The organism is Streptomyces sp. NPDC059248 (assembly GCF_042753905.1).
GTDB lineage: Bacteria > Actinomycetota > Actinomycetes > Streptomycetales > Streptomycetaceae > Streptomyces.
Window position 1 is genome coordinate 1 of the sequence record NZ_JBHYZV010000053.1, and the last position, 25,369, is coordinate 25,369.

20 protein-coding genes are annotated in these 25,369 nt (G+C 70.7%); 3 read left to right on the top strand and 17 right to left on the bottom strand.

Annotated elements, in window-relative coordinates; translation table 11 throughout:
* Nucleotides 1-85: 85 nt before the first annotated feature.
* Nucleotides 86-1,180, bottom strand: coding sequence for a succinyldiaminopimelate transaminase (dapC, locus tag ACFXG1_RS22145; protein ID WP_384744256.1), 1,095 nt, complete (start codon nucleotides 1,178-1,180; stop codon nucleotides 86-88).
* 243 nt (nucleotides 1,181-1,423) lie between these two features.
* Nucleotides 1,424-1,744: a ferredoxin gene (fdxA, locus tag ACFXG1_RS22150; protein ID WP_006346810.1), complete on the bottom strand. Its 321-nt coding sequence runs from the start codon at nucleotides 1,742-1,744 to the stop codon at nucleotides 1,424-1,426.
* Nucleotides 1,745-1,857: 113 nt separating this feature from the next.
* Here fdxA and ACFXG1_RS22155 point away from each other — a divergent pair, with 113 nt between their 5' ends.
* Nucleotides 1,858-2,889: a GNAT family N-acetyltransferase gene (locus tag ACFXG1_RS22155; protein WP_384719935.1), complete on the top strand. Its 1,032-nt coding sequence runs from the start codon at nucleotides 1,858-1,860 to the stop codon at nucleotides 2,887-2,889.
* A 69-nt stretch (nucleotides 2,890-2,958) separates the two neighbouring features.
* Entirely contained in the window at nucleotides 2,959-3,852 is an 894-nt protein-coding gene (locus ACFXG1_RS22160; RefSeq protein ID WP_384744232.1) for a transglutaminase-like domain-containing protein, read from the top strand.
* Between the two features lie 188 nt (nucleotides 3,853-4,040).
* Here the strand turns inward: ACFXG1_RS22160 and ACFXG1_RS22165 are convergent, their stop codons facing one another.
* The 4 genes from ACFXG1_RS22165 to ACFXG1_RS22180 all read right to left on the bottom strand — a co-directional run bounded on the left by ACFXG1_RS22165 (nucleotide 4,041) and on the right by ACFXG1_RS22180 (nucleotide 8,410).
* Entirely contained in the window at nucleotides 4,041-6,095 is a 2,055-nt protein-coding gene (locus tag ACFXG1_RS22165) for a peptidoglycan binding domain-containing protein (protein WP_384744234.1), read from the bottom strand.
* 502 nt (nucleotides 6,096-6,597) lie between these two features.
* Nucleotides 6,598-7,017, bottom strand: a complete 420-nt coding sequence (locus ACFXG1_RS22170) for a DUF6113 family protein (RefSeq protein ID WP_384723402.1) — start codon at nucleotides 7,015-7,017, stop codon at nucleotides 6,598-6,600.
* Nucleotides 7,014-7,946 carry an N-acetyl-1-D-myo-inositol-2-amino-2-deoxy-alpha-D-glucopyranoside deacetylase gene (gene mshB / locus ACFXG1_RS22175; RefSeq protein ID WP_384744237.1) on the bottom strand — a complete coding sequence of 311 codons (933 nt, stop codon included), beginning with the start codon at nucleotides 7,944-7,946 and terminating at the stop codon, nucleotides 7,014-7,016. The genes ACFXG1_RS22170 and mshB overlap by 4 nt, the downstream gene beginning before the upstream one ends.
* A gap of 269 nt (nucleotides 7,947-8,215) precedes the next feature.
* Nucleotides 8,216-8,410, bottom strand: coding sequence for a hypothetical protein (locus ACFXG1_RS22180; RefSeq protein WP_006346816.1), 195 nt, complete (start codon nucleotides 8,408-8,410; stop codon nucleotides 8,216-8,218).
* A gap of 155 nt (nucleotides 8,411-8,565) precedes the next feature.
* On the opposite strand from ACFXG1_RS22180, the gene ACFXG1_RS22185 reads away from it, so the two are divergent.
* On the top strand, nucleotides 8,566-10,842 hold the full coding sequence (locus ACFXG1_RS22185) for a prolyl oligopeptidase family serine peptidase (RefSeq protein ID WP_384720443.1): 2,277 nt from the start codon (nucleotides 8,566-8,568) through the stop codon (nucleotides 10,840-10,842).
* A gap of 180 nt (nucleotides 10,843-11,022) precedes the next feature.
* On the opposite strand, the gene ACFXG1_RS22190 is transcribed toward ACFXG1_RS22185, so the two are convergent.
* The 11 genes from ACFXG1_RS22190 to ACFXG1_RS22240 form a co-directional block, all read right to left on the bottom strand.
* Complete coding sequence (locus ACFXG1_RS22190; protein ID WP_384711002.1) at nucleotides 11,023-12,237, bottom strand: ABC transporter ATP-binding protein; 1,215 nt, start codon at nucleotides 12,235-12,237, stop codon at nucleotides 11,023-11,025.
* Entirely contained in the window at nucleotides 12,234-13,328 is a 1,095-nt protein-coding gene (locus ACFXG1_RS22195; RefSeq protein WP_384710999.1) for an ABC transporter ATP-binding protein, read from the bottom strand. The genes ACFXG1_RS22190 and ACFXG1_RS22195 overlap by 4 nt, the downstream gene beginning before the upstream one ends.
* A 14-nt stretch (nucleotides 13,329-13,342) precedes the next feature.
* On the bottom strand, nucleotides 13,343-14,338 hold the full coding sequence (locus ACFXG1_RS22200) for an ABC transporter permease (protein WP_384710996.1): 996 nt from the start codon (nucleotides 14,336-14,338) through the stop codon (nucleotides 13,343-13,345).
* Nucleotides 14,331-15,254: an ABC transporter permease gene (locus ACFXG1_RS22205; protein ID WP_384710993.1), complete on the bottom strand. Its 924-nt coding sequence runs from the start codon at nucleotides 15,252-15,254 to the stop codon at nucleotides 14,331-14,333. The genes ACFXG1_RS22200 and ACFXG1_RS22205 overlap by 8 nt, the downstream gene beginning before the upstream one ends.
* Before the next feature lie 21 nt (nucleotides 15,255-15,275).
* A complete protein-coding gene (locus ACFXG1_RS22210) occupies nucleotides 15,276-16,916 on the bottom strand; it encodes an ABC transporter substrate-binding protein (protein WP_384710989.1) in 1,641 nt (546 codons plus the stop codon).
* 115 nt (nucleotides 16,917-17,031) lie between these two features.
* Nucleotides 17,032-17,997 carry a GNAT family N-acetyltransferase gene (locus ACFXG1_RS22215; RefSeq protein WP_384710986.1) on the bottom strand — a complete coding sequence of 322 codons (966 nt, stop codon included), beginning with the start codon at nucleotides 17,995-17,997 and terminating at the stop codon, nucleotides 17,032-17,034.
* Nucleotides 17,998-18,181: 184 nt separating this feature from the next.
* Nucleotides 18,182-19,315, bottom strand: a complete 1,134-nt coding sequence (locus ACFXG1_RS22220; RefSeq protein ID WP_384710983.1) for an ABC transporter ATP-binding protein — start codon at nucleotides 19,313-19,315, stop codon at nucleotides 18,182-18,184.
* 13 nt (nucleotides 19,316-19,328) lie between these two features.
* The gene (locus tag ACFXG1_RS22225) at nucleotides 19,329-20,390 is read right to left on the bottom strand and encodes an ABC transporter ATP-binding protein (RefSeq protein WP_384710980.1); all 1,062 of its coding nucleotides are present in this window, start codon (nucleotides 20,388-20,390) and stop codon (nucleotides 19,329-19,331) included.
* A 10-nt stretch (nucleotides 20,391-20,400) separates the two neighbouring features.
* Nucleotides 20,401-21,378, bottom strand: a complete 978-nt coding sequence (locus tag ACFXG1_RS22230; protein ID WP_384710977.1) for an ABC transporter permease — start codon at nucleotides 21,376-21,378, stop codon at nucleotides 20,401-20,403.
* 118 nt (nucleotides 21,379-21,496) lie between these two features.
* Nucleotides 21,497-23,296, bottom strand: a complete 1,800-nt coding sequence (locus ACFXG1_RS22235) for an ABC transporter substrate-binding protein (RefSeq protein WP_384710974.1) — start codon at nucleotides 23,294-23,296, stop codon at nucleotides 21,497-21,499.
* A gap of 98 nt (nucleotides 23,297-23,394) precedes the next feature.
* Complete coding sequence (locus ACFXG1_RS22240) at nucleotides 23,395-24,429, bottom strand: ABC transporter permease (protein ID WP_384710971.1); 1,035 nt, start codon at nucleotides 24,427-24,429, stop codon at nucleotides 23,395-23,397.
* Nucleotides 24,430-25,369: the final 940 nt, after the last annotated feature.

Genomic DNA, 25,369 nt, shown 5'->3' on the forward strand with positions numbered 1-25,369 from the left:
CCCGAGCCCCTTCGCCGTTCCGTCGCGGCCGCGGAGGCGGTCGCGGAGGCGGTCGCGGAGGCGGTCGCGGAGGCGGTCGCGGAGGTCAGCCCGCCGACGCGAGCCGCTTCACCGCCGCTTCGACGCGCTCGTCGGTCGCCGTGAACGCCACCCGGACGAAGCGCTCGCCCGCGGTCCCGTAGAAGTCGCCGGGCGCGACGAGGATCCCCAGCTCCGCCAGGTGCGCGACCGTCTCCCAGCACGACTGGTCCCGTGTCGCCCACAGATAGAGGCTGGCCTCGGAGTGCTCGATCCGGAAGCCGTGCCCCTCCAGGGCGGCCCGCAGCGCCGCGCGCCGGGCCGCGTATCGGGCCCGCTGCTCCGCGACGTGCGCGTCGTCGCCGAGCGCCGCCACCGTCGCGGCCTGGACCGGCGCCGGGACCATCATGCCGCCGTGCTTGCGGACGGTCAGCAGCTCACCCAGCACCTCCGCGTCGCCCGCGGCGAACGCGGCCCGGTACCCGGCCAGGTTGGACCGCTTGGAGAGCGAGTGGACGGCGACCAGCCCTTCGTACGTACCGCCGCAGACGTCCGGGTGCAGCACGGACACCGGCTCGGCCTCCCAGCCCAGCTCCAGATAGCACTCGTCGCTGAAGACGAGGACGCCGTGCCGCCGGGCCCAGGCCACGATCCGGGTCAGCTCGTCCTTGCCGAGCACCCGCCCGGTCGGGTTCGACGGGGAGTTCAGCCACAGCAGCCGCAGCCCGGCCGGGTCGAGATCGGTCGGGTCGTCGTACACCTCGGGGGTCGCGCCGCACAGCCGCGCCCCGACCTCGTACGTCGGATAGGCCAGCCGCGGATAGGCGACCCTGTCGCCGGGGCCGAGACCGAGCTGGGTGGGCAGCCAGGCCACCAGTTCCTTGGAGCCGACGAGGGGCAGCACATTGCGGTGTCCGGCGCCGACCGCGCCGAGCCGCCGTCCGACCCACTCGGTCAGCGCGTCCCGCAGAGCGGCCGTGCCCCACACCGTGGGATAGCCCGGGGAGTCCGCCGCGTCCACCAGCGCCTGCCGGATCAGCGGGGGGACCGGGTCGACGGGGGTGCCGACGGAGAGGTCGACGATGCCGTCGGGGTGGGCGGCGGCCGTCGCCTTGTACGGCTCCAGACGGTCCCACGGGAAGACGGGCAGCCGCTCGGACACCCGGCGCGGGCCCGTACCGGGGCCGGTGCCTTCGGCGGCGGACGAGGCGGAGGGGGCTGCGGACACGAGCTGTTCTCACTCTCGGAGGTGGAGGGGCGGCTACGGGCGGAGGACCGGCCGCGGCACGGAAGCAGTGCGGCACGGAAGGCAGTGCGGCGCGGCGCGGAAAACACGGCGGTCCCGTACGGACGTCGACCGTACGGGACCGGCAGGTGGTGATCGGCTGCGCGCGCCGACCGCCGCTTACTGGTTCTGCGGCGGCAGACCGGCGACGAAGGGGTGGTCGCGCTCGATCAGACCCAGCTTGGAGGCACCGCCGGGCGAACCCAGCTCGTCGAAGAACTCGACATTCGCCTTGTAGTAGTCCTTCCACTCCTCAGGAGTGTCGTCCTCGTAGAAGATCGCCTCCACGGGGCAGACCGGCTCACAGGCACCGCAGTCGACGCATTCGTCCGGGTGGATGTACAAGGACCGGGAGCCCTCGTAGATGCAGTCGACGGGGCACTCCTCGATGCATGCCTTGTCCTTGACGTCGACACAAGGCTGCGCGATGACGTAGGTCACGCTGTCGTTCCTCCTCGATAGGGCTGGCTTGCGCGGGAGCGCGGCGTCGTCGATGCCCGCCCCTAGTATCTCCGTTCTCGGGGGCGATCCGAACAGGAGGGGCGCACAGAGCAGTGGAATTCATCGGCGCGGGACGGCTAGAAGTCCGTATTACACCCCTTGACGTGGGCAAACGGGTATCAATCCGACGTCTTGTCGATCCATCGGACACGGGTGGGACGTTCACGGACGTGGTCGGCGTTCTCACATCCTGGGACGAGGACGATGTGCTGGTGATCACACGGCGGTCCGGCGATGTGGTCCGTGTCCCGCGTGCCGTACTGGTCGCCGGGAAGACGGTCCCGCCCGCCCCGGCCCGCCGCCGCGGTCCCGCCGCCGGATTCGCCGAGCTGACCTCGGTCGCGGCCCGCGCCTGGCCGCCGGTGGAGAGCGAGCCGCTCGGGGAGTGGCAGCTCAGGGCCTCGGGCGGCTTCACCCGGCGGGCCAACTCGGCGCTGACGCTCGGCGATCCGGGCCTCCCGCTGGACGATGCGCTCGCCCGGGTGCGGTCCTGGTACGCGGAGCGGTCCCTGCCCGCGTACGTCCAGGCGGCGACCGGCGCCGCCGGGACGCAGGAGGCCCTCTGCGCGGCGCTGGACGAGCGCGGCTGGACCCGGGAGGTGTCGGCGGACGTACGGATCGCGGGGCTCGCGCCGGTCGCCGACCTCGACGCCGACACGGCGCGGGTGACGCTGTCCCGGTCGCCCGGGGCCGCGGACGGCGGCTGGTTGCGGCGCTACCAGCGGTCGTCCGGCGAGCCGGGCCCCGAGGTGCTGACGGTGCTGGCCGGCGGCCCCTCCGTATGGTTCGCCTCGGTCGCGGCCGAGGGCGACGCTTTGGGCACCGGTGTCCCCGCGGCGATCGGACGGTGTGTGGTCGACGGCCGGTGGGCCGGATTCATGGCGGTGGAGGTGGACCCGGGCATGCGGCGCCGGGGGCTGGCCCGCGCCGTCATGACGGCCCTGGCCCAGCGGGCCCTGGAGGAGGGCGCGTCGGCGGCCTGGCTCCAGGTGGAGACCGACAACACGGCGGCGGGCGCGCTCTACGCGGGCATGGGCTTCACCACCCACCACAGCTACCACCACTACCGGGCCCCGGGAGTCTGAGCGACGTATCCCGCGCGTCGGACGGTACGGGAGTGGACGCGGCGGGGGCCGCCCGGTAGGAGTTGGCGTATGGACGACGACGCGGCCGACACCACCGACCCCGCAGCCGGTCACCGGCGGCGGTTCGCCGAAGAGGCCAGGTCCGAACGGCCCGACCTGGCCCTGCTCTGTCTGCTGCTGGGCGCGGTGGCGGCCGACGCCACCGCCGACGACACCGCTACCGCCGACGCCGGCGCCGACGCGGCGGTCGGCGCGGCGGTCGACGCCGCCCAGATCGAACTGGACCGCCTCGCCGGGCTGCTGCCGTACGGGCTGCGCACCCCGCACGCCTGGGCGACGGCCCTCGAACGCCTCCTCGGCGGTGAACTCGGCTTCCACGGCACCCCGGCGGACTATCGGCTGCTGGAGTCGTCTCTGCTCCAGGAGGTACTGCGGCGCCGTCGCGGGCTGCCCATCCTGCTCTCGGTGGTCTGGGTCGAGGTGGCCCGCCGGGCCGGGGCCCCGGTCTACGGGGTGGCGCTGCCGGGCCACTTCGTCGTCGGCTTCGGCGAACCGGAGGAGCAGGTCCTGGCCGACCCCTTCGCCGGGGGCGGCGTACTGTCGCCCGACGCGGCGTCGGCGCTGGTCGCGGGCGCCACCGGGGCGCCCATCGACCCTTCGGTACTCTCCCCGGCCCCCACCCTCGACGTGATCATCCGCATCCTCAACAACATCCGCGCCTGGGCGACGGCCCGGCCGGAGCGGACCGATGTCGGCCTGTGGTCCGTCGAGCTCTCCCTGCTGCTCCCCGCCCACCCCGCGCGGCTGCGGTTCGAACGCGCCCAGCTGCTGGTGCAGCGGGGCGAGTTCCTGCGCGGCGCCGACGAGATGGACGCGTACGCGGATGTGGTGGCGGCGGTGGAACCGTCGACGGCGGAGGCCGTACGGGGCCGGGCCCGGGCCGCGCGGGCGATGCTCAACTGACGTCCGGCGCCCCGAACGGACCCGGGGCCGTCCTCCGTACCGGTGGAGGTACGGAGGACGGCCCCGGGTCACGGGTGTCCGTGCGAGCCGCCCGGCCGGGCCCGGCGGAGGCCGAAGGCTCGGCTCGGGTCGTGGGCTCGGCCCGTCGCGGGCTCGGCCCGGATCGGGGACTCGGTCCGGTCGCGGGCTCAGCTCGGGTCGAGGTCGATGACCGCGATCCGCTCCGACGGGGTCTTGCCCCGCAGCGCCGGGCCCATGGCGTAGGCGATGTCGTCGGCGCTCAGCTGGTGCTGCTTGCCGTCGCCCTTGGTGATCAGCACGCCCTGGAAGGTGCCGCCGACCAGTTCGGTGATGGCCTCCTTGTTGTAGACCTCCACCAGCCTGCCGTCCACGGGCTTCATCGACAGGATGCGCGGCAGGGAGCGGTTCGGGCCGAAGTCGATCTCCCGGCCGCCCGCCTTGATGGTGATCAGGCCGGACATCGCGGGGTCGGCGAACTCCTTCTTCGCACGGGCCAGTTCCGCCGCCGACACGGCGGGCTGGCGCGCGGTGGCGGGCAGCTCGACCGTACTCGTCCGGCCGGACTCGATCTGGGCCCGGTACGCGTCCTTGATCAGGCCCAGGGAGCGGTCGACGTCGAGGCCCTGGCCCGCCTTGCCGGGCACGACCACGACCTCGCCCGGCTCGAACGTGATCCGGCTCTCGACCGCGGAGCCCGAGTCGCCGGCGAGATCGCCGAGGGCGGAGCGGAGCTTCTCCTCGTCGATCACGATCTCCGGCTGGGCGACCCGCTCGCCGCCGAAGAGGGAGCCGATCACCGACATCGGGTTGTAGTCGCTGCCCGCCGCGTTGCGCACCGTGGTCTGGGCGTCGAGGGACAGCCCCGCCTTCTCCGGCGCGAGGGTCGTCTTCTTGCCGCCGACGGAGAGCTGGAGCGGGGCGACGGACCGCTTGCCGAGCGCGCCCTCGAGCTTGTCGACGGCCTGGTCGCGGGTGCCGCCGCCGATGTCGACGCCGAGGACCGTGGTGCTCTTCGGTACATCGGAGTGGTTGAGCAGCAGCCCGGCACCGTACGCGATACCGACCCCGCCGACGAGCGCCACACAGAGGAGGACGAGCTTGGAGCGGCCCTTCTTCTTCGCGGGGGGCGCGGGAGCCGGACGGGGCGCCGGAGCCGGGGCCGGGGCGCCGGCGCCCGGAGGCGTACCGGCGGGTCCCGAGGGGCCCGGGGCGCCCGGCCCGGCCGGGAACGGGGCATCCGCGTCGGGGCGTACGGCCGGGACACCGCTGGTGAGCGTGTCGCCCGAGACCTGGCCGCCGGGAGCCGGGGCCCCGGGACCGCCGGGCGGCGCGGGCGCGGGCCGCTGCGGGGTCAGGATCGCGGTGTCGTCGGACATCCGGGGCGGTGCCGCGACGGCACCCGCCGCGGCCACCGGCACCCGGCCGTCCTCCGCCGGACGCGCCGCCGGGGCGACCGACAGCGCGCCCCGTGCCGGTCCCGCGGTCGGACCGTCGGGCCCGGCACCGTGCGGCGGGCCGGCGGGACCGGGGGCGAAGCCGCCGGGAGCGGGCGCGCCCCGGTCCCCGGCGAGGTCGCTGAGGGAGCTGCGTCCCGGCGCGCCGGGACCGCCGTGGCCCCGGCCGGGCTCGTCGGCGCCACCGGGGCCGCCCGGTCCGCCGTGACCGCCGAAGCCGTTCTGCGTACCGGCGCCGCCCGCGACGGGTCCCGCGCCCGGAGCGGCCTGGCCGCCGGTGACGGCGAGGCCGGCGCCGTTGGTCGAGGACTTGCGCGGCGCGAACCAGTCGCTCGACGGCTTGTCCGGGCCGCCGTCCACCGGGCCCGTGCCGTCCGCCGGAGGGCCGTCGAACGACGCCACCGGCATGGCGGCCGTGCGCTCCACGTCCGCCTCGGGCACCCGGCCCGGATGCGACGCCTGGCCGCCGCCCGGCGCACCGGGCACGGCGGGCGCGTCCGGAACGGCGGCGTCCGCCTCGTTCACGGGCTTGCGCATCACCACGGGCGGAATCGGCCGTGACCCGGGGATGTTGATCCGGATCCGGGTGGTGATCGTCGTCTCGGTCCTGGGCTCGGACGCGGCCCCGTCCGGCTTCGGCTCGCCGTCGGCACCGGCCGTCGACCCGTCGGCGTACCGGCGGGAGCCGTACGGCGGGGTGCCCGAGGGGTACGCGGGTCCGCCGCGCCCCTGGGGCCCGGAGGACGAACTGTCAGTTTCACGACTCAAAGCAGGATCTCCCGGTTGGCTCCGCCGCCCGTTTCTTACGTATGTTTCTGTGCTCGGGCGGCTCGGCGGCGCGCACCACCATACTGGCCGCCGATGACACTCACCTCGCGACTGGGGAAAGCACACCGGTTCGGCCCCGTCCGCCCGGCCCGTGCGCCGCGCGAGCCGGTCCCGTCCTGCGCCCCGCCCCGAACGCCATCCGGAACGGCGCCCCGGCCGCGATCGCTCCCCGCGCGGAAGCAAACGGCGTGCCGGTGACCGGAGTCACGGCCTCCGGCCCGTGCGCCGACCCTGCCGGGGCAGGACCGGGAGGAACGGCCCGGGTGACCAGGTACCCGCCGGAACCGGATCGCCGTCCACCACTTGCGGACGGTTTCGGGGAACCGTACCGGCACGGCGGGCCGCGCGGGAGGCACGGGTCGTACCGGAACGACGAGAACCCGTACGCGAACCCGTACGGGAACCCGGACGACGCCCGTACGGATCGGGACCGTTCGGTCCGTCACCGGTCAAGTCGCCCGCTCTCGTCGCCCGGTTGCGACATCCGGCCGAGGGTGGCACACATCACAGCCACCACCATCCCGCCGAGGATGAACACCAGCGGCCCGATCCCGGCGCCGAACATCGCGTCGCCCTCGGGCCGTCCGACGCTCAGCAGCACGATCGCCAGCAGCCAGCCGACCCCGGCCGACGCGACCGCGAGCTGGGTGCCCAGGGCGCGCCGGGCGCCGTAGAACAGTCCGGCGGAGCCCAGCAGCGCGAGCAGCAGGCCGGCCGGCACCCAGGCCGCCTGGACCAGCGATCCGGCGGCGCCCACCGCCGCGCCGGCGACCGCGAGGAGGAGATACGCGGCGATCCGGCCCGGCCGCGGCTTCTGCGCCGTCCAGTCCCGGGCCATCCCCGCGCCGGGTGCCGTGCTCACGCGGGCACCCCCGTCGTACCGGGGGCGGCCGACGGGCCCTGCGCACCGGGGATCCCGGCGAACAGGTCGTCCTCGCGCCGCCCCCGCGGTACGCCGGGATCGCCCTGGGCGAGCTGGTAGTACTCGGTGGCGAAGATCGGCTGGCCCAGGTCGTTGGAGAGCGCGAAGAACGGCCCGTCCACGGCGATCTGGGTGGCGTGCGCCCGCATCGCCGCCGTCTTGCGGTCCGCGTAGGCCGTGCCGTCGATCTCGGCGGTGATGTCGGCGTCGTCCACCACGCCCGGGACGTCGTCGGCGGAGGCGACCCCGGGGAAGGCGACCCCGGCGGCCCGCAGCCGGGCGAACCCCTCCTCGACCACCGAGCGCGGCACCCGGGTCCAGTAGATCTTGGCGATGGTCCAGGGCTCCCCGAGATCGCGCCGGAAGGCGCGCTCACCGGCGAGTTCCGCGGCGCGCATGGCGACCCGGTGGGCCTGGATGTGGTCGGGGTGCCCGTAGCCGCCCCGGGGGTCGTACGTGATCATGACCTGTGGGCGTACGGTCCGGATGACCTCGACGAGATCGGGCGCGGCGTCGTCGACGGGAGTGTTCCAGAAGGCGCCGTCGCGGCGGTTCTGCGGCAGGCCCATCATGCCGGAGTCCCGGTAGCGGCCGGGGCCGCCCAGGAAGCGGTGGTCGCTGACGCCCAGTTCCCGCATCGCCGCGGCCAGCTCGCCGACCCGGTGTTCCCCGAGGGCGTCGTCGCGGTCGGCCGCGAGATGCGCGAGGTCGGGCGGGATGACCTCGCCCTCCTCGCCCAGGGTGCACGTCACCAGGGTGACCCGGGCACCACCGGCCGCGTACCGCGCCATCGTGGCGCCGTTGGTGATCGACTCGTCGTCGGGATGCGCGTGCACCAGAAGCAGCCGACGGGTGGAAAGATCCTTCATGGACACAGCCTACGAGGCATGGCGGAGCCACGTGGCGGAACGTGATGTCCCCCGGCCACAGGAGGGTCGATCCGTGATCGCCGGGGGTGTGCGGGCGTCGTGTCGCGAGGGCCGGAAAGGGCGGGCGGTCGGACGGTCGGGGCGGACGGATGGGTCGGGGCCGGACGGGGCACCGCCCCGGCACTCGGCACTGACGGACACAAAGAGACACGGTCAAAGACTGACAAAGCCGACAAAAAGAAGGACCCCCGCGCACCGGCGGGAGTCGGTCAGAACTTCAGGTCGCCGATCATGTCGCCCACGCTCGTGGTCAGATCGGTGATCGTCGGCTCGAAGGACGAGCTGGCGAGAAAGAAACCGAAAAGAACGCAGACAACCGCGTGCCCGCCCTTGAGTCCGGACTTCCGGACCAGCAGGAAGACGACGATCGCCAGCAGCACCACCGCCGAAACTGAGAGTGCCACGGCGGTTCACCTCCACAGATATTCGGTCGGGACGGGCAGGTTGCACGCGCAGATGGTTCCTACCCATCTCGCGCTACGGATCATAACTATCCGTACTAACGCATCAGTCGGTGCACGGCAGCACACGGGGGCGCACACGCGTTAGGTTCGGTGGCATGACCACGAGGCAACAGAGCTCCTTTCCACGCCAGTTCGCCCGTACCCAGCGGTTTTCCCTGGGTGCGCCCCGCTCGTTCACGGTGGCTCCGGACGGTGCCCGCGTGGTCTTCATCCGATCGGTGTCCGGAACCGACCGCGAGGGCGCGCTGTGGGTGCTCGACCTCGACGACCACCCCACCACGGTAGAGCCGGAAGGCGCGTTCCGGGAACGCCCGGTGGCCGATCCCCGTGTTCTGCTGGGAGGTTCGCAGGAGCAACTGTCCTCGGCGGAGCTGGCCCGCAGGGAGCGGAGCCGGGAGGGTTCCGCGGGCATCGTCGGATACGCGGTGGACCGGGCGGCCGAGTTGGCCGCCTTCACGCTGTCCGGACGTTTGTTCACGGCGGAGTTGCGGACCGGGGAGTCCCGGGAACTACCCGTTCGGGGGCCGGTAATCGATCCCCGGCCCTCCCCCGACGGCCGCTTCGTCGCCTATGTCTCGGGCGACGCGCTGCGGGTCGTCGGCGCGGACGGCACCGGCGACCGCGCGCTGGCGGAGCCCGCGCCGGACGAGCGGTCCACCGAGGGAGCGAAGGAAGGGGCCGGTCCCGGCGGGGTCTCGTACGGCTCGGCGGAGTTCGTCGCCGCCGAGGAGATGGGGCGGGACCGGGGCTACTGGTGGGCGCCGGAGTCGGACCGGCTGCTGGTCGCCCGGGTGGACGAACGGCGGGTCGGCACCTGGTGGATCACGGATCCGGCGCATCCGGACCGGGCCCCGCGGCGGATCCGCTATCCCGCGGCGGGCACGGCGAACGCGGAGGTACGCCTCTTCCTCGTCCCGCTCGACGGCGACAGCGACGGCGACAGCGACGGCACGGGCAGCGGCACGGGTACCGGCACCGGCACCGGCACCGGCGGACGGACCGAAGTGGTCTGGGACCGGACGGCCCATCCGTATCTGGCCCGGGTGCACTGGTCGGCGGCCGGTGCGCCGCTGCTGCTGGTGCAGTCGCGGGACCAGCGGACCCAGCGCTGTCTCACGGTCGACACCACGACCGGCGAGACCCGGACCGTGCAGATGGACGAGGATCCGATCTGGCTGGAACTTTTCGGTGGAACGCCCGCGTGGACGCCCGACGGGCGGCTGGTGCGGATCGCCGACGAGGGCGGTGCGCGGGTGCTCGCGGTCGGCGACCGGACCCTGACCGGAGCGGCGCTCCACATCCGGGGCGTCCTCGACATCGGCGCCGAGGACGTTCTGGTGTCGGCGTCGTCCGGGGCCGGGGCCGGGGCAGCGGAGCCGGAGATCGGCGAGATCCATGTCTACCGGGTCGGCGAACGGGGCGCGGAACGGGTCTCCGGGACACCCGGGGTCCATACGGCGGTCCGTTCCGGCGCGGTGACCGTCCTGGTGTCCTCCGCCGTCGACCGGCCCGGCGCGGTCTGCGCGGTCCTGCGGGACGGCAAGCGGGTCGCGACGGTGGAGTCGTACGCGGAGCGGCCCGTGCTCACCGCTCGGCCCCGGCTCCTGTTCGCGGCGGAGCGGCGCGTCCCGTGCGCGGTACTGCTGCCGAGGGGGTACGACGCGTCCCGGGGGCCGCTGCCCGTACTGATGGATCCGTACGGCGGTCCCCACGGCCAACGGGTGGTCGCGGCGCACAACGCGTATCTCACGTCCCAGTGGTTCGCCGACCGGGGCTATGCCGTGATCGTCGCCGACGGGCGCGGGACGCCGGGGCGCTCGCCCGCGTGGGAGAAGTCCGTGGCGGGCGATTTCGGGCTCGCGCTCGACGACCAGATCGCGGCGCTGCACGCGCTCGCCGGGTCCTTCCCCCTCGACCTGGGGCGGGTGGCGATCCGCGGCTGGTCCTTCGGCGGCTATCTCGCGGGGCTGGCGGCGCTGCGGCGCCCCGATGTGTTCCACGCGGCGATCCTGGGGGCGCCCGCGACGGACCAGCGGATGTACGACACCCACTACACCGAGCGGTATCTCGGCCGTCCCGACGAGCGTCCCGGGGTGTACGCGGCCAACTCCCTCGTCACCGACGCGGGGTTGAGCGGGGCCGTCGAGCCCGCCAGGCCGATGATGATCGTCCACGGTCTCGCGGACGACAACGTGGTGGTGGCGCACGCCCTGCGGCTGTCGTCGGCCCTGCTGGCTGCGGGGCGTCCGCACGAGGTAGTACCGCTGAGCGGGGTGACGCATATGACCCCGCAGGAAGAGGTGGCCGAGAATCTGCTGCTGCTCCAGGCGGCCTTCCTCGAACGGACGATCGGCTCGGGACCGGCGGGCTGACCGGGCCGCCGCCCCGGGACCGGGCCGGATCGACGGCCCGGCCCCGGGCGTGCCGAGCGGCCGGGACCACTCCAGGGGGTCCCGGCCGCGATACGGCACCCGCACGGCCGTACGCACCGCAGCCTGCCGGGCCCGTATATCGGGTTCGCGACAGCCGCATTGCCCCTGTGTAAAAGAGCGTCACTCTTCCGGCGTATCACCGGATCCCGGGAGCCGCGGCCCACCGGACTCGGGGGAACCACCCGCCTCAGGCTGCTCCGGGGCCTCTGAGGGCTCGGTGGTCTCCCTGGCCTCCGGCGGCTCAGGCGGCTCTGTGGCGGCGTCCGGCGACGGCGGGACCACCTGCAACTCCGCCGCGAAGTGGCAGGCCGAGGGGTGCCGTACCGGCCCCTCGGCCGCGAGCCGGAACTCCGCCGGGACCGCCAGCAGCGGTACCTCCAGCTCGCACCGCTCCCGCGCCTTCCAGCAGCGGGTCCTGAACCGGCAGCCGGACGGGATATGCGCCGGTGAGGGCGGATCGCCGCCGAGGATGATCCGCTCGCGGCGCGCCCGCGCCCCAGGATCCGGTACGGGGACGGCGGAGAGCAGCGCCTGGGTGTACGGATGCGTGGGGTGGTCGTAGATCTCCTCATGGCGCCCCAGCTCCACCACCCGCCCCAGATACATCACGCCCACCCGGTCCGAGATATGCCGGACGATCGACAGGTCATGGGCGATGAAGACATAGCTCAGCCCGAACTCCCGCTGGAGCCGACCCATCAGATTGACCACCTGCGCCTGGACGGAGACGTCGAGGGCGGAGACCGGTTCGTCGGCGACGATGATCTCGGGGCGCAGCGCGAGACCGCGGGCGATGCCGATGCGCTGCCGCTGGCCGCCGCTGAACTGGTGGGGGTAGCGGTTGACGTAGTCGGGGTCGAGTCCGACGGTGTCGAGGAGTTCGCGCACCCGGGCGCGGCGGTCCCCCTTGGGCGCCGCCTCGGGGTGGATGTCGTACGGCTCCCCGACGATGTCGCCGACCGTCATCCGGGGGTTCAAGGAGGTGTACGGGTCCTGGAACACCATCTGGATATTGCGGCGGACGGCCTTGAGCGCCCGGCCGGAGAGCCCGGTGATGTCCTCGCCCCGGTAGCGGATGACCCCGGATGTGGGGGGTTCGAGCTGGACCAGCATCCGGGCGAGGGTGGACTTGCCGCAGCCGGACTCGCCGACGATGCCGAGGGTCTCGCCCCCGTACAGATCGAGGTCGACGCCGTCGACGGCGCGGACGGCGCCCACCTGCTTGCGGAAGAGGATGCCCCGGGTGAGGGGGTAGTGCTTGTGGACGCCGCGGACCTCCAGGATCGGCTCGGAGGTCGTCGCGGCTGCCGTAGGTTCGATGGTCGTATCGGTCACGGTGTCCCTCCGGTCCCGCCGCTCGCGCTCCCGGTCCCGCCGCCCGTGGCCGCGGGTCCCGTACCCCCGGTCCCGCCGGCACCAGCGCCACCGCCACCACGGCCCCCGCCCCCGCCGGCGCCCGCCAGCGCCTCGCGCCAGAAGTGGCAGGCGCTGTGCCGCCCCTCCCCCGCCTCGTACAGCGGTGGTACGTCCGTACGGCACACCGGCCGGGCGAGCGGGCATCTCGGGTGGAAGGCGCAGCCGGACGGGATCCGCTGGAGATTCGGCGGCAGCCCCTTGATCGCGTACAGCTCGCGCCCCTTCTGGTCGAGGCGCGGTACGGAGTCGAGGAGGCCGCGGGTGTAGGGGTGGGCGGGGGCCCGGTAGAGGTCGTGGACGGGGGCGGTCTCCACGATCCGGCCCGCGTACATCACCGCGATCCGGTCGGCGATGTCCGCGACCACCCCGAGGTCGTGGGTGATCAGGATCAGGCCCATGTCCAGCTCGTCCCGCAGCTGCGCCAGCAACTCCATGACCTGGGCCTGGACGGTGACGTCGAGGGCGGTGGTGGGCTCGTCGGCGATGATCAGGGCGGGTTCGAGGGCGAGCGCCATGGCGATCATGATCCGCTGGCGCATCCCGCCCGAGAACTGGTGCGGATAGTCGCCGACGCGCTGTGCGGCGGCGGGGATGCCGACGCGCTCCATCAGCTCGACCGACTTGGCACGTGCCTCCTTGCGTTTCATGCCCCGGTGGACGGTGTACATCTCGCCGAGCTGGGCGCCGACGCTGAGGACGGGGTTGAGGGCGGAGAGCGCGTCCTGGAAGATCATGGCGATCTGCGCGCCGCGTACGGCCCGTCGCTCCTCCTCCTTCAGCGTCAGCAGATCACGGCCCCGGAAGAGCACCTGGCCGCCGGCGATCCGGCCGGGCGGGGTGTCGAGGATGCCCATCACGGCCTGGGCGGTGACGGATTTCCCGGAGCCGGATTCGCCGAGGACGGCGAGCGTCTCGCCCTCGGCGACGGCGTAGCTGACGCCGTTGACGGCCTTGGCGACCCCGTCGCGGGTACGGAACTCGACCTGGAGATCGCGGACTTCGAGCAGCATCCCGGGATTCCTCCTCAGCGCAGCTTGGGGTCGAGGGCGTCGCGGACCGCGTCGCCGAGCATGATGAACGCCAGGACGGTGATCGCCAGGGCCCCGGCGGGCCAGAGCAGCATGTGCGGGGCGTTGCGGATGTAGGGCGAGGCGGCGGAGATGTCGATGCCCCAGGAGACCGTCGGGGGTTTGAGGCCGACGCCGAGGTAGGACAGGGTCGCCTCCAGGGAGATGTACGTACCCAGGGCGATGGTCGCGACGACGATGACGGGCGCGACGGCGTTGGGCGCGATATGGCGGAGCAGCATCCGGGTGTTGGAGGCGCCGAGGGCGCGGGCGGCCTGGACGTAGTCGTTCTGTTTGGCGGTGAGTACGGAGCCGCGGGCGATCCGGGAGACCTGGGGCCAGCCGAGCAGGATCATGAAGCCGATGACCGGCCAGACGGTGTTGCTGGTGACGACGGAGAGCAGGACGAGGCCGCCGAGGATGACGGGGATGGCGAAGAAGATATCGGTCACCCGGGAGAGCACGGCGTCGCCCGCGCCGCCGAAGAATCCGGCGAGTCCGCCGAGGACGGAGCCGATGAGGGCGACCCCGAGGGTGGCGCAGACGCCGACGGTGACGGAGGCCCGGGCGCCGTACACGGTCCTGGTGTAGACGTCGCAGCCCTGGCCGTCGAAGCCGAAGGGGTGGCCGGGCTGGGAGCCCTCCTGCGATTTGGCGAGGTCGCAGTCGAGGGGGTTGCCGGAGGCGATGGACTGCGGCCAGATCGCGATGACGACCAGGAAGAGGATGATCAGGCCGGAGACGATGAAGACGGGGTTGCGGCGGAGGTCGTGCCAGGCGTCGGACCAGAGGCTGCGGGCCTTGGTGGCGGGTCCGGTGCCCTGGGGCGGGCCATCGGGCCCGGGTTCCAGGGTGGCGCCCTCGGCGGTGGCGAGGTCCATGGGGCCGCCCGCGCCGGTCGGCGCGATCGCCGCTCCGGCGGTGCCGTCGGGGTCGTACTGCGGCTCAGGCATAGCGGATCCTCGGGTCGAGTACGGCGTACAGGAGGTCGACGAGCAGATTCGCCAGCAGGAAGACGAGGACCAGGACGGTCACAAAGCCGACGACGGTCTGGGTGTTCTGCCGGACGATCCCCTGGTAGAGCTGGTAGCCGACGCCGTGGATGTTGAAGATGCGCTCGGTGACGATGGCGCCGCCCATCAGCGCGCCGATGTCGGTACCGATGAAGGTGACGACGGGGATGAGGGAGTTGCGCAGCAGATGCCGGGTGACCACGCGGCGGCGCGGCAGTCCCTTGGCGCGGGCGGTGCGGACGTAGTCGGCGCGGGCGTTCTCGGCGATCGAGGTCCTGGTGAGGCGGGTGACGTACGCCAGGGACACGGAGGCGAGCACCAGACCGGGGACGATCAGCTCGTCGAGGGGGGCGCCCGGTGAGACGGCGGGTTTGATGATGCCCCACTCGACGCCGAGGAGCAGTTGGAGCAGGAGTCCGGTGACGAAGGTCGGTACGGAGATGACGACCAGGGTCAGCAGCAGGGTTCCGGTGTCGACGGGCCGGCCGCGACGCAGTCCGGTGAGGACGCCGAGGGTGATGCCGATGACGATCTCGAAGCAGATGGCGACGAGGGTGAGCCGGATGGTGACGGGGAAGGCGGCGGCCATCAGTTCGGTGACGGGCTGCCCGTTGAAGGCGGTGCCGAAGTCGCCCCGGAAGACATCGCCCATATAGCTCAGATACTGCCGCCAGAGGGGCTGGTCGAGGCCGTACTGGGCCTGGAGCTGGGCGGTGGTGGCGGGGTCGCACTGGATCTGTCCGCAGAGTCCGGCGATGGGGTCGCCCATCACATTGACCATGAGGAAGATCAGCAGGGTGGCGCCGAAGAAGACCGGGATCATCTGGAGCAGGCGCCGGATCACATAACGTCCCATGGGGGCTCCCTCAGGCGGCCGTCAGGCGACCTTGATCTCGTTGTAGACCGGGACACTGAAGGGGTTGAGGGCGACGTTCGAGATGCGGGGCGCGTATCCGGCGCTGCCGTTCTGGTACCAGAGGGGGATGGCCGCCATCTCGTCCCGTACCACCTCCTCCGCCTGCTGGAAGGTCCGTACGGCCGTCGCGGTGTCGGATTCGGCGTTGGCGCGGTTCACCAGCGTGTCGAAGGTCTTGTTGCTCCACTTGCCGTCGTTGGAGGAGGCGCCGGTGTAGTAGAGCGGCTGGAGAAAGTTCTGGATGAGGGGGTAGTCCATCTGCCAGCCCGCCCGGAAGGGGCCAGACATCTTGGACCGGGTGATCTGGTTGCGGTAGTCGGCGAAGGTGCCGATGGGGTTGCCGACGCAGGCGCGGTCGTTCCTGAGGGCGTTGTTGATGCTGTTGCAGACGGCGTCGACCCACTCCTTGTGGGAGCCGGTGTCGGCGTTGTACGAGATCTTCATGGTGCCGCCGGGGATGCCGCCGCCCTCCGCGACGAGCTGCCGGGCGCGGGCGGGGTCGTAGACGCAGGAGTCACCGCAGAGGGTGTCCTTGAAGCCGCCGTCGACACCGAGGACGGGGGACGTCCAGTCCTTCGCGGGGGTACGGGTGCCGCGGAAGATGCGGCTGGTGATGGAGTCGCGGTTGATCGCCTTGGAGAGTCCGGTACGGAGCTTGTCGCCGTTCGGGGTGTTCCACCGGCGGTCGTAGTAGGGGAAGGCGAGGGTCTGGATGATGCCCGCGGGGGTGTTGATGTAGCGGTCGCCGAGGTCCTTGCGGACATTTCTGAGCTGGGAGGCGGGGACGTCGTCGACGAGGTCGAGGTTTCCGGCGACGAGATCGGTGTAGGCGGTGTTGTTGTCGGTGTAGACCCGCAGGTCGACACCGCCGTTGAGGGCGCGGTCGGGGCCCGGGTAGCCGTCCCAGCGGCGGAGGGACATCTGCGAGCCGCGGACATACGCGTGGACGGCGTACGGGCCGTTGCCGACGGGTTTGGCCAGCCAGCCGGTGTGGTCGTCGAAGAAGGCCCGGGGCAGCGGGGCGAAGGCGGCGTAGCCGAGGGTGTCGGGCCAGGTGGAGAACTTCTGGCTGAGCTTCACGGTGAAGGTCAGCTCACCGGTGACCTTCAGCCCGGAGAGGGTGGCGGCGGTGGGCTCGCCGCTGTCGGGGTGGGTCCGGTCGTATCCCTCGATATAGCCGAAGAAGTACGCGTTCTTCTGGCTGTTCTTGAGATAGGCGCCGTAGTTCCACGCGTCGACGAAGGAGCGGGCGGTGACCTTCTCGCCGTTGCTGAAGGTCCAGCCGTCCTTGACGGTGATCGCGAAGTGGGTGGAGTCGGTGGTCTCGATCCGCTCGGCGAGCATGTCCTGCGCCGCGCCGGTCCTCGGGTCGTACCGCTTGAGGCCGCGGAAGAGCATGTCGAGGACCTTGCCGCCCTGCACCTCGTTGGTGTTGGCGGGCTCCAGCGGGTTCTGGGGGTCGCCCCAGGACGAGCTGACGACGCCGTCCGGGCCGCTGCCGCCGGAGGACACGCCCCCGCCGCACGCCGTCAGGGCCGTGGCGGCCAGGACGACGGCGAGGACACCGCCCGCGGCCTTGAGGGCGTGCGTGGCTCCCCGCATCCGGTGCCTCCTCGGTCCTGAGCCGGCCGACTCCCGCTCAGGACCGAATATCCCTGTATATGGGATAACACGCCTGTTCACTCACCCCAACGGCGGAGCCGGCGCCCCGCCGGGACTACGGCGCCGGGGTGCCCGCGACCGCCGGAACGGGGGCGACCGGGAGGGTCGCCTCCCAGGTGTCGACCGCGAAGTGCCGGGCCATGCCGTGGGCCTCGTACAGCCGCGGCGCCCCGGTCGCGTTGGCCGTGTCCACACCAAGACCGATGGTGTCGCGGCCGAGGCCCGCGTACACCCCGAAGGCGTGTCGCAGCAGAAAGCCGCCCAGGCCCCGGCGGCGGCCCCGGTCCAGCACTCCCAGGACATTGATCCAGCCGTGGGCCTCGCGGTGGTTGGTGGTCACCATCGCGGCGATATCGCCCTCGCCCTCGGCGCTCGCGATCCACACCAGGTCCCAGTCGACCAGCTCACCGAGGTCGGCGAGCCACTTCTCGTACGACCGGGGCTGGAAGTCGTAGTGGTCGGCGAAGGACTCCTGGAGCAGGGCGTGGGCGATCCGGCGGTCGGCCTCGTCCCGGGCGGTCCGCAGGGTCACCCCGGCCGGCGGCGCGGGCACCGGGTCACCGGCCGGGTCCAGCGGCTTGGTCAGAACGTGATAGCGGCGTACGGTCCGCCAGCCGCGGCCGGTCAGCAGGGTGGTGTCGAGCGTCGGCGCGCTGTTCAGATGGAAGTGGACGACGGCCCGTACGGCGCCGTTCGCGGCGGCCTTGGCCCGGGCCCGCGCCTCCATCAGCTCCAGCACCGCCGCGGCGGCCTCCTGGTGGTCCGGGAGGACGTACTGGTCGATATCGATGCGCTCGGCGCCCGAGTCGTCCCACAGCAGGCCGTAGACGACGAGCGCGCCGTCCTGGAAACCGAGCCAGGAGTTCTCCGGGAGGTCGGCCTCGGGATGGATCAGATCGGCGTGTACGGAGGCGAGATCGGTCTCGGGCTTCCCGACCTCGATCGTGTCGACGGCGTTCAGCAGGGCACAGATGGCCTCCGCGTCCTCGGGGGTGGCGGGGCGCACGGCGAAGTCGGTCATCGCACCACTGTGATCGCCCGGCCCCGGACGCCGCAACGCGATTTCTCCGGGCCCCGCCCGGCCCCGGCTGCCCTCCCGACCCGCCGCGGCTGCCTTCCCGGCCCGCGGCCCCGGATACGGCGGCGGCCCCGGGGCGCGCGATGCGCTCCGGGGCCGTCGCCGATCACGGCTCGTACCGCTGCCGCTACTTCTTCTCCGGCTTCGCGGCGGACTCGGCGTCCTCCAGCGCGGCCAGCGCCGGGTCGAGCACGATGTCCTCGCCCCGCGACTCGGTCGTCGGGTCCTCCGGGAAGTGACAGGCCGTCAGATGGCCCTCGCGGTTCCCGGAGAGACGCACCAGCGGCGGCTCCTCCGACGCGCACTTGTCCTGCGCCTTCCAGCAACGGGTGCGGAAGCGGCAGCCGGACGGCGGCATGATCGGCGAGGGCACATCGCCGGAGAGGCGGATGCGCTCCTTGTCCGGCGTGTCCATCGAGGGCTCGGGCACGGCCGACAGCAGGGCGTGCGTATAGGGGTGACGGGGCCGGTTGTAGAGGGAGTCGCGGTCCGCGACCTCCACCACCTTGCCCAGGTACATCACCGCGACGCGCTGCGAGAAGTGCCGGACGACGGCCAGGTCGTGGGCGATGAAGAGGAAGGCGATCCCCATCTCCTCCTGGACCTTCTGGAGGAGATTGACGACCTGCGCCTGGATCGACACGTCCAGCGCCGAGACCGGCTCGTCCGCGACGATCAGCTTCGGCTGGAGCGCCAGCGCCCGGGCCACCCCGATGCGCTGCCGCTGGCCGCCGGAGAACTCGTGCGGGAAGCGGTTGAAGTGCTCGGGGTTGAGACCCACGACCTCCAGCAGCTCACGCACCTTGGCGTCCCGGCCGCCGGGCGGGTTGATCCCGTTGACCTCCATCGGGCTCTTGACGATGGAGCCGACGGTCTGCCGCGGGTTCAGCGACGAATACGGGTCCTGGAAGATCATCTGGATCTCGGACCGAATCGGCGCCAGCTCCTTGCGGCTGGCGTGCGCGATGTCCTGGCCCTGATAGGTGATCTTTCCCTCGGTCGGCTCCAGGAGCCGGGTGACCAGCCGTCCGGTGGTGGACTTGCCACAGCCGGACTCGCCGACGAGGCCGAGGGCCTCACCGGAGTGCACTGTCAGATCGATACCGTCGACAGCACGTACGGCGCCGACCTTCCGCTTGAAAGGGAACCCCCCGTAGATGGGGAAGTGCATCTTCAGGCCCTCGACGGCGAGCAGGGGCTCGCCGCCCGGGCGCGCGTCGGTCGAATCCTGCTGCTTCGGCAGAGTGACGTTCTCGCTCATGTCTCTGCGTCTCCTAGCCCAGCCGGGGCTTGATCTGATCGATGAAGATGGACTGCTTCTGCCCGTCCGACAGATGGCACGCTGCCGCCCGGCCGGCGGGAAGCACCGGGCGCTCGGCCGAGCACAGACCGCCGTCCACCTCGTCCTTGAAGGCACAACGGGGGTGGAAGGGGCAGCCGCTCGGCGGGTTCAGCAGACTGGGCGGGGAGCCGGGGATCGGCATGAGCGCCTCGTTGACGTCGCTGCTGAGCCGCGGCATCGAGCTGAGCAGACCCCAGGTGTAGGGGTGGCTCGGGGTCCTGAGGACCTCCGAGACGCTGCCGCGCTCCACCGCCCGGCCCGCGTACATCACCAGCAGGTCGTCGGCCATGTTGGCGATGACGCCCAGGTCGTGGGTGATGAAGATGATCGCGGAGCCGAACTCCTGCTGGAGGTCCTTGAGCAGATCGAGGATCTGGGCCTGGACGGTCACGTCGAGGGCCGTGGTCGGCTCGTCCGCGATCAGCAGATCGGGGTCGCAGATCAGCGCCATGGCGATCATCGCCCGCTGGCGCATACCGCCGGAGAACTGGTGCGGATAGTCGTTGAAGCGCGTCGCGGGCTGCGGGATGCCGACCTTGGCGAGCATCTCGATGGCCCGGGCCTTCGCCTCCTTCTTGGAGGCGCCGGTGTGCTTCATGAAGGGCTCGGCGATCTGGCGGCCCACGGTGTAGTACGGCGAGAGCGCCGTCAGCGGGTCCTGGAAGATCATCGCGACCTTGTTGCCGCGGAGCTTCTCCATCTCCTTCTCGGGCGCGTCGATCAGTTCCTGGCCGTCCAGGTAGATCTCGCCGTCGATGGCGGTGGTCTTCTTGTTGTGCAGGCCCAGAACCGTCAGGTTGGTGACGGACTTCCCGGAACCCGACTCGCCGACGATGCCGAGCGTCTTGCCGCGCTCGACGTCGAAGGAGAGCCCGTCGACTGCCTTGACGACGCCGTCCTCGGTGGAGAACCGCACCCGGAGGTCGCGCACCGAGAGGAAGGCGTCCGGTCCGGTCGGGGCCGGAGTCCCCTCGGTCTTGGTCAGAGTGGTCACGGTCGTTCTCCTAGGCGAGGCGCACGCGCGGGTCGATGTAGGCGTAGGCGATGTCCACGATGATGTTCAGGATCAGGATGAAGAACGCCCCGAACAGCATGATGCCCATGGTCATCGGCAGGTCCTTGGTCAGCGACGACTCCACCGCGAGCCGGCCGACACCGGCCAGGTCGAAGGTGAACTCGGTGACCACGGCGCCGGTCAGCAGCGCGGAGAGGTCCATACCGAGGATGGTGACGATCGGTGTGAGCGAGCCTCGCCAGGCGTAGCGGAAGAAGACGTAGCGCTGGCGCATGCCCTTGGCGCGCGCGGTGCGGACGTGCTCCTCCTGGAGCTGCTCGATCATGGTCGAGCGCGCCATACGCGTGTACTGCGCGGTGAAGATGGTCGCCATCACGGCCCACGGGATGAGCATTCCGGTGAACCAGGCGACCGGGTCCTCGGCCGGCGAGATGTACTCCGGGAACTCCATCCAGCCGGTGCTGAAGACGAAGATGCCGAGGACGATCGGGCCGAGGAAGTAGATCTGGAAGGAGCTGAGCACCATCGAGGCGCCACTGACGAACTTGTCGACGGGGGTTCCGCGCTTCCAGGCGGCCAGCATGCCCGACCCGAGGCCGAGGATCAGGAAGACGACCAGGCCACCGATGGTGAGCGAGAGGGTCAGCGGGAAGCGGTCGACGATCGACTCCCACACGAAGTCACCGGAGTCGAAGGAGACTCCGAGGCACGGCGCGGGGCAGTGGCCGACGGCGAAGTCGCGCCCGGTCACGATGCCACCCATGAACTCCCAGAACTGGGCGGTGATGGGCTTGTCGAGGCCGAGGTTCTCGCGGATGATCGCGATGTTCTCCGGCGTGCAGGTCTTTCCGCAGGCGAGTTCGGCGAAGTCCTGGGGGATTGTGTAGAACAGGAAGAACGTGAACGCGCCGATCAAGAACATGATCATTACGGCGCCGGTCAACCTGCGGATGAGGAACTGAAGCATCGCGGGAGGCTGCTCTCTTCGAAGGCGGCGGGGGTGAGACGTGGCCCGAGGGGGCGCGCTCCGCCTGGCGCGCGCCCCCACGGGATCAACCGTGAACCGGGTTGCTAACGAACCGGTTTTACGGGTTCTTCAGGAACAGGTTGTTGATGTCGATGTAGCTCGCCTCGGTGTCGTACCGCAGACCGCCGATGTTGGAACCGGAGAGCTGGATGTGCTTGGCGTAGTAGACCGGGCCGGCCGGGTTGATCTCCTCGACGATCCGCTTGTGGACCTTCTGCCACTCAGCGGCGGCCTGGTCCGGCGGGAGCGCCAGGGCCTTCTTGATACCCGCGTTGACCTCGGGGTCGTTGATGTGCGAGTAGTTCGAGCCGCCGTCGGCGACCTTGGTGCCGTCGTAGACGGGGGTGATGACGGTGGACGGGGACGGCCAGTCCTGACCCCAACCGGTCATGTACAGGTCGTACGGGTTCTTGACCTTGCCGATCTGCTCGTAGAAGGTCGCGCGGTCGATCTCCTTGGCCTGGACGTCGAAGCCCAGCTTGCCCAGGGTCTCCTTGACGATCAGCATCTGGTTCTGGCCACGCGGCGAGTTGGAGTAGGCGTAGGTGAGCTTGGTGCCGCTCTTGACGCCGGCCTCCGCGAGGAGCGCCTTGGCCTTCTCCAGGTCACCGTTCGGCTTCTTGCCCTTGCCGAACGGGTCGTAGTTCGGGTCGTAACCCGGCAGCGTCGGGCCCATCAGACCGCCGGCCAGCTCACCGCCGTAGGTGCCGCCGTCGGCGCCGATCATGCGCTTGCTGGGCATGGCGTGCGTGATGGCGTCGCGGACCTTCTTGTCCTTCATGACCTGGGAGTCCAGGTTGAAGGTCATCTGCCAGACGTAGGGCTGGTAGCCCATCACCGAGCGGGCCTTGACGGCCGGCTTGCTGACGACGTCCTTGATCATGGCGCCGTCGACCGAGTCGGTGAACTGGATGGCGTTCTTGGCCTCGCCCTGGTCGGCGATCAGACGCTTGGTCTGGCTCGCCTGGTCGACCGTGAGGTTGAAGTTGAAGCCGTCCGGGTACTGGTGGCGGACGGAGTCCGTCTTCGCGTCCCAGTGCGTGTTCTTGACCAGCTTCAGCGACTTGCCCGACTTGAACTCGGCCAGCTTGTAGGGGCCGGTCGCGACAGGAGCCTTGTCGTACTTCTCCTTGGTGTCGCCCTTCTTGGGGACGATGCTGTAGCCGGGCATGGCCAGCGCCTGCGGCAGGTCACCCTGCGGCGTCTGGAACTTGAAGACGATGGTCTTCGCGTCCGGGGTGGCCAGCACGGTGTCCGGCAGGCTCTTGCCCGTGTACGGACCGTCCGGCAGCGCCTTCCGGTAGTCGTCGCCCGAAAGCCAGTTCTGGACGTAGGTCGGACCGTCGAAGATGAACTTCGCGTACAGCCGCTCGATGGTGTGGCGGATGTCGGCGGACGTGATCGGGTTGCCGTTGGCGTCCTTGATGCCGTCCTTCAGCGTGTACGTCCAGGTCTTGCCCCCGTCCGACATCTTGCCCGCGTCGGTCGCGAGGTCGCCGACGACGGTCAGGTTGCCGTTGGCGTCCTCCTTCCAGTTCGTCAGACCGCGGTGGATCAGGTTGGACAGCTGCCCGGCATCGCTCACATAGATCTGGCCCGGGTCCATGTGGCTGATGTTGGACTGCATGTAGACATTGATGAAGCCGCCCGGCTTGGCGCCCGGGACCTCGGCGGCCGGGCCGGTGGACCCCGCGGCGTCGGCGTACGCGACCGGCTTGCCCTGAGCCGCCGCGTCCTGCTTGGACTTGGACTCGTTCTTGGTCTTGCCATCGTTGTTGGAGCAGCCGGTGAGCGCCAGGGAACCGACGACAGCTGCGGCGGCTATGACGCGCACGGGACGTGAGCGAAGTGGCTTCATGATGCTTGATGCACCTACCTGTCCGTTGTCATTCATCAAGTGCTGCCTGCCGTCCGGTTGCCCGGCGCGGGGGCGGCAGCGGCCCCCGCCCTGGGACGTCACCGTCCGGTCTTGGGGTCGAACGCGTCTCGTACCGAGTCGCCGAGAAGGTTGAACGAGAGGATGAACGTCACCATGGCCACACCGGGGAAGAACATGAACGACGGGTTCTGTTCGTAGTTCTCGGCGCCGATGGCGAACATCCGGCCCCAGTCGGGAGTCGGCTCCACGAAGCCCACTCCGACATAGGAGAGGAACGCGATGGTGAGGATAGAGCTGGGCAGCATGTAGGTGCCCTGCACCAGGATCGGCGTGACGATGTTCGGAAGGATCTCCTTGCGGACGATCCGCCAGCGCGAGGCGCCGGAGACCTTGGCAGCCTCGACGAACTCCCGCTCCCGCAGGGAGAGGACGGAGCTGCGCACCAGCCGGGCCAGACCCATCCAGCCGAGGAACCACATCACGAGGATGATCGCGACGGCTCGCAGATAGGTGGGGGTCTCGTCCTTCGGGGAGACGAACATCGCGGTCACGACCGGCATGAAGGCGATGAAGAACAGCTGCTGCGGGAAGGCCAGGAAAAAGTCCGTGATCCGGCTGAGCCAGTAGTCGACCTTGCCGCCGAAGTATCCGGCCACCATGCCGATGATCACGCCGGTGAGCACCATCAGGGTGGTGATGGCCAGCGCCATGTAGAGAGAGGTCCGGATGCCGTAGAGCAGCATCGTGAACACATCACGGCCCACCTCGGGCTGGACTCCGAACCAGAACTCCCCGGACATGCCGCCGAAAGTGCCGATCGGCATGGAGAAGTCGTCGAGGAGGTTCTCGTAGCCCTCCTCGCCCGGGTAGAGCGTGTAGGGGTCCTTGCCGTACAGCCAGGAGATCACCGGCGCCAGCGCGGCGATGACGAAGAACGCGATGACAACGATCGCGGAGACCACGCCGGTGCGGTCGCGCTTGAAGCGCGCCCACATCAGCTGCCCCGGCGAACGGCCGGTCACGGCTTGGCCGCTTCCGGTGTCCTTGGTCGCGGTGTTCTTGTCCAAGGCGACAGAGGAATCGGCGCCCTCGGTCTCGATTGGACTGGTCATGATGTGTCCATTCACGGGTGTCGGGTGACCCGCGTTCCTGCGCACGGCGGTCCGGACGGGCGAGTGGATGTACTCGTACCGTCAGGGTCCACCGGTCGACGATCCCCGCGTCACCGACCGCCTTCCCGTCTCACGGGTGCGGCCGGTTCGCCGTCTGTCTATGGGCTAGCCACGGACAAAACAGCAGCAATGGATGTCAATAGGGATTGATCCCACCCTCATCAGGAGCGCGAGCCGAGCGGTTGACCGGGGCTCAGAGTCGCTGTCCGCCGCCGGTGGCGGCGCGATGGGATGGAATGCGCTGGAAACCGGCCGTCCGTACCGTCTGCGACGACCCGACCCCGCTGGCGCTCGTGGCACCGCGCATGGGTTCCTCCTCATGAGTCCACGTGTTCACTGCAAGGCTGGGCGCAGTACACCCACCGACACCCCTGACGGCGAAGAGCTGCACCCCGTGTGCTCGTGAGTCGGCGCTCCCCACAGCGCATGACCCGTTGACCCGAGCTCAGTGAAGCCAACTATTGGGTAAGTTCGCGCCGTAAACCACACTTAAAGCATCTCGTTTTGGCAACATCAGCGAAGGCCGGAGGCCCAGAATCCGGACAAAGGGATCGCAGACAGACACCCCCGAAACGGACTGTTAATACAGGTTTCCGGTGAGCTACGCCCGATAGTCGGACAATGGCCCTGTGAAAACCCTTTGACGAACACCGCTCCGGACCGTTCCAATCCGGGAGCCTTCCACCGGCACGGTGTGAGCAAACGGCTCGGGCGGCCCCAACATGAGGGGCCGCCCGAGCCGTTCTGGTTCGCGCGCTATGTCTCGTTGATCACAGATGGACCGTTGATCACCGATGGATGTTTGGTCGCCAGACAGACGTACTGCCGGGCGGAGGGACTCCTCCGCCCGGCAGTATCCGCTTCAGCCCGCCGTACGGGC

Excerpts from the sequence above, each read along its gene's own strand:
- ACFXG1_RS22185 (WP_384720443.1), top strand. The coding sequence starts at position 8,566 with ATGACCACGAGGCAACAGAGCTCCTTTCCACGCCAGTTCGCCCGTACC.
- ACFXG1_RS22200 (WP_384710996.1), bottom strand. The coding sequence starts at position 14,338 with ATGCCTGAGCCGCAGTACGACCCCGACGGCACCGCCGGAGCGGCGATC.
- ACFXG1_RS22240 (WP_384710971.1), bottom strand. The coding sequence starts at position 24,429 with ATGACCAGTCCAATCGAGACCGAGGGCGCCGATTCCTCTGTCGCCTTG.
- ACFXG1_RS22230 (WP_384710977.1), bottom strand. The coding sequence starts at position 21,378 with ATGCTTCAGTTCCTCATCCGCAGGTTGACCGGCGCCGTAATGATCATG.
- ACFXG1_RS22210 (WP_384710989.1), bottom strand. The coding sequence starts at position 16,916 with ATGCGGGGAGCCACGCACGCCCTCAAGGCCGCGGGCGGTGTCCTCGCC.
- ACFXG1_RS22160 (WP_384744232.1), top strand. The coding sequence starts at position 2,959 with ATGGACGACGACGCGGCCGACACCACCGACCCCGCAGCCGGTCACCGG.
- ACFXG1_RS22235 (WP_384710974.1), bottom strand. The coding sequence starts at position 23,296 with ATGAAGCCACTTCGCTCACGTCCCGTGCGCGTCATAGCCGCCGCAGCT.
- ACFXG1_RS22195 (WP_384710999.1), bottom strand. The coding sequence starts at position 13,328 with ATGCTGCTCGAAGTCCGCGATCTCCAGGTCGAGTTCCGTACCCGCGAC.
- ACFXG1_RS22220 (WP_384710983.1), bottom strand. The coding sequence starts at position 19,315 with ATGAGCGAGAACGTCACTCTGCCGAAGCAGCAGGATTCGACCGACGCG.
- ACFXG1_RS22205 (WP_384710993.1), bottom strand. The coding sequence starts at position 15,254 with ATGGGACGTTATGTGATCCGGCGCCTGCTCCAGATGATCCCGGTCTTC.
- ACFXG1_RS22215 (WP_384710986.1), bottom strand. The coding sequence starts at position 17,997 with ATGACCGACTTCGCCGTGCGCCCCGCCACCCCCGAGGACGCGGAGGCC.
- mshB (WP_384744237.1), bottom strand. The coding sequence starts at position 7,946 with ATGAAGGATCTTTCCACCCGTCGGCTGCTTCTGGTGCACGCGCATCCC.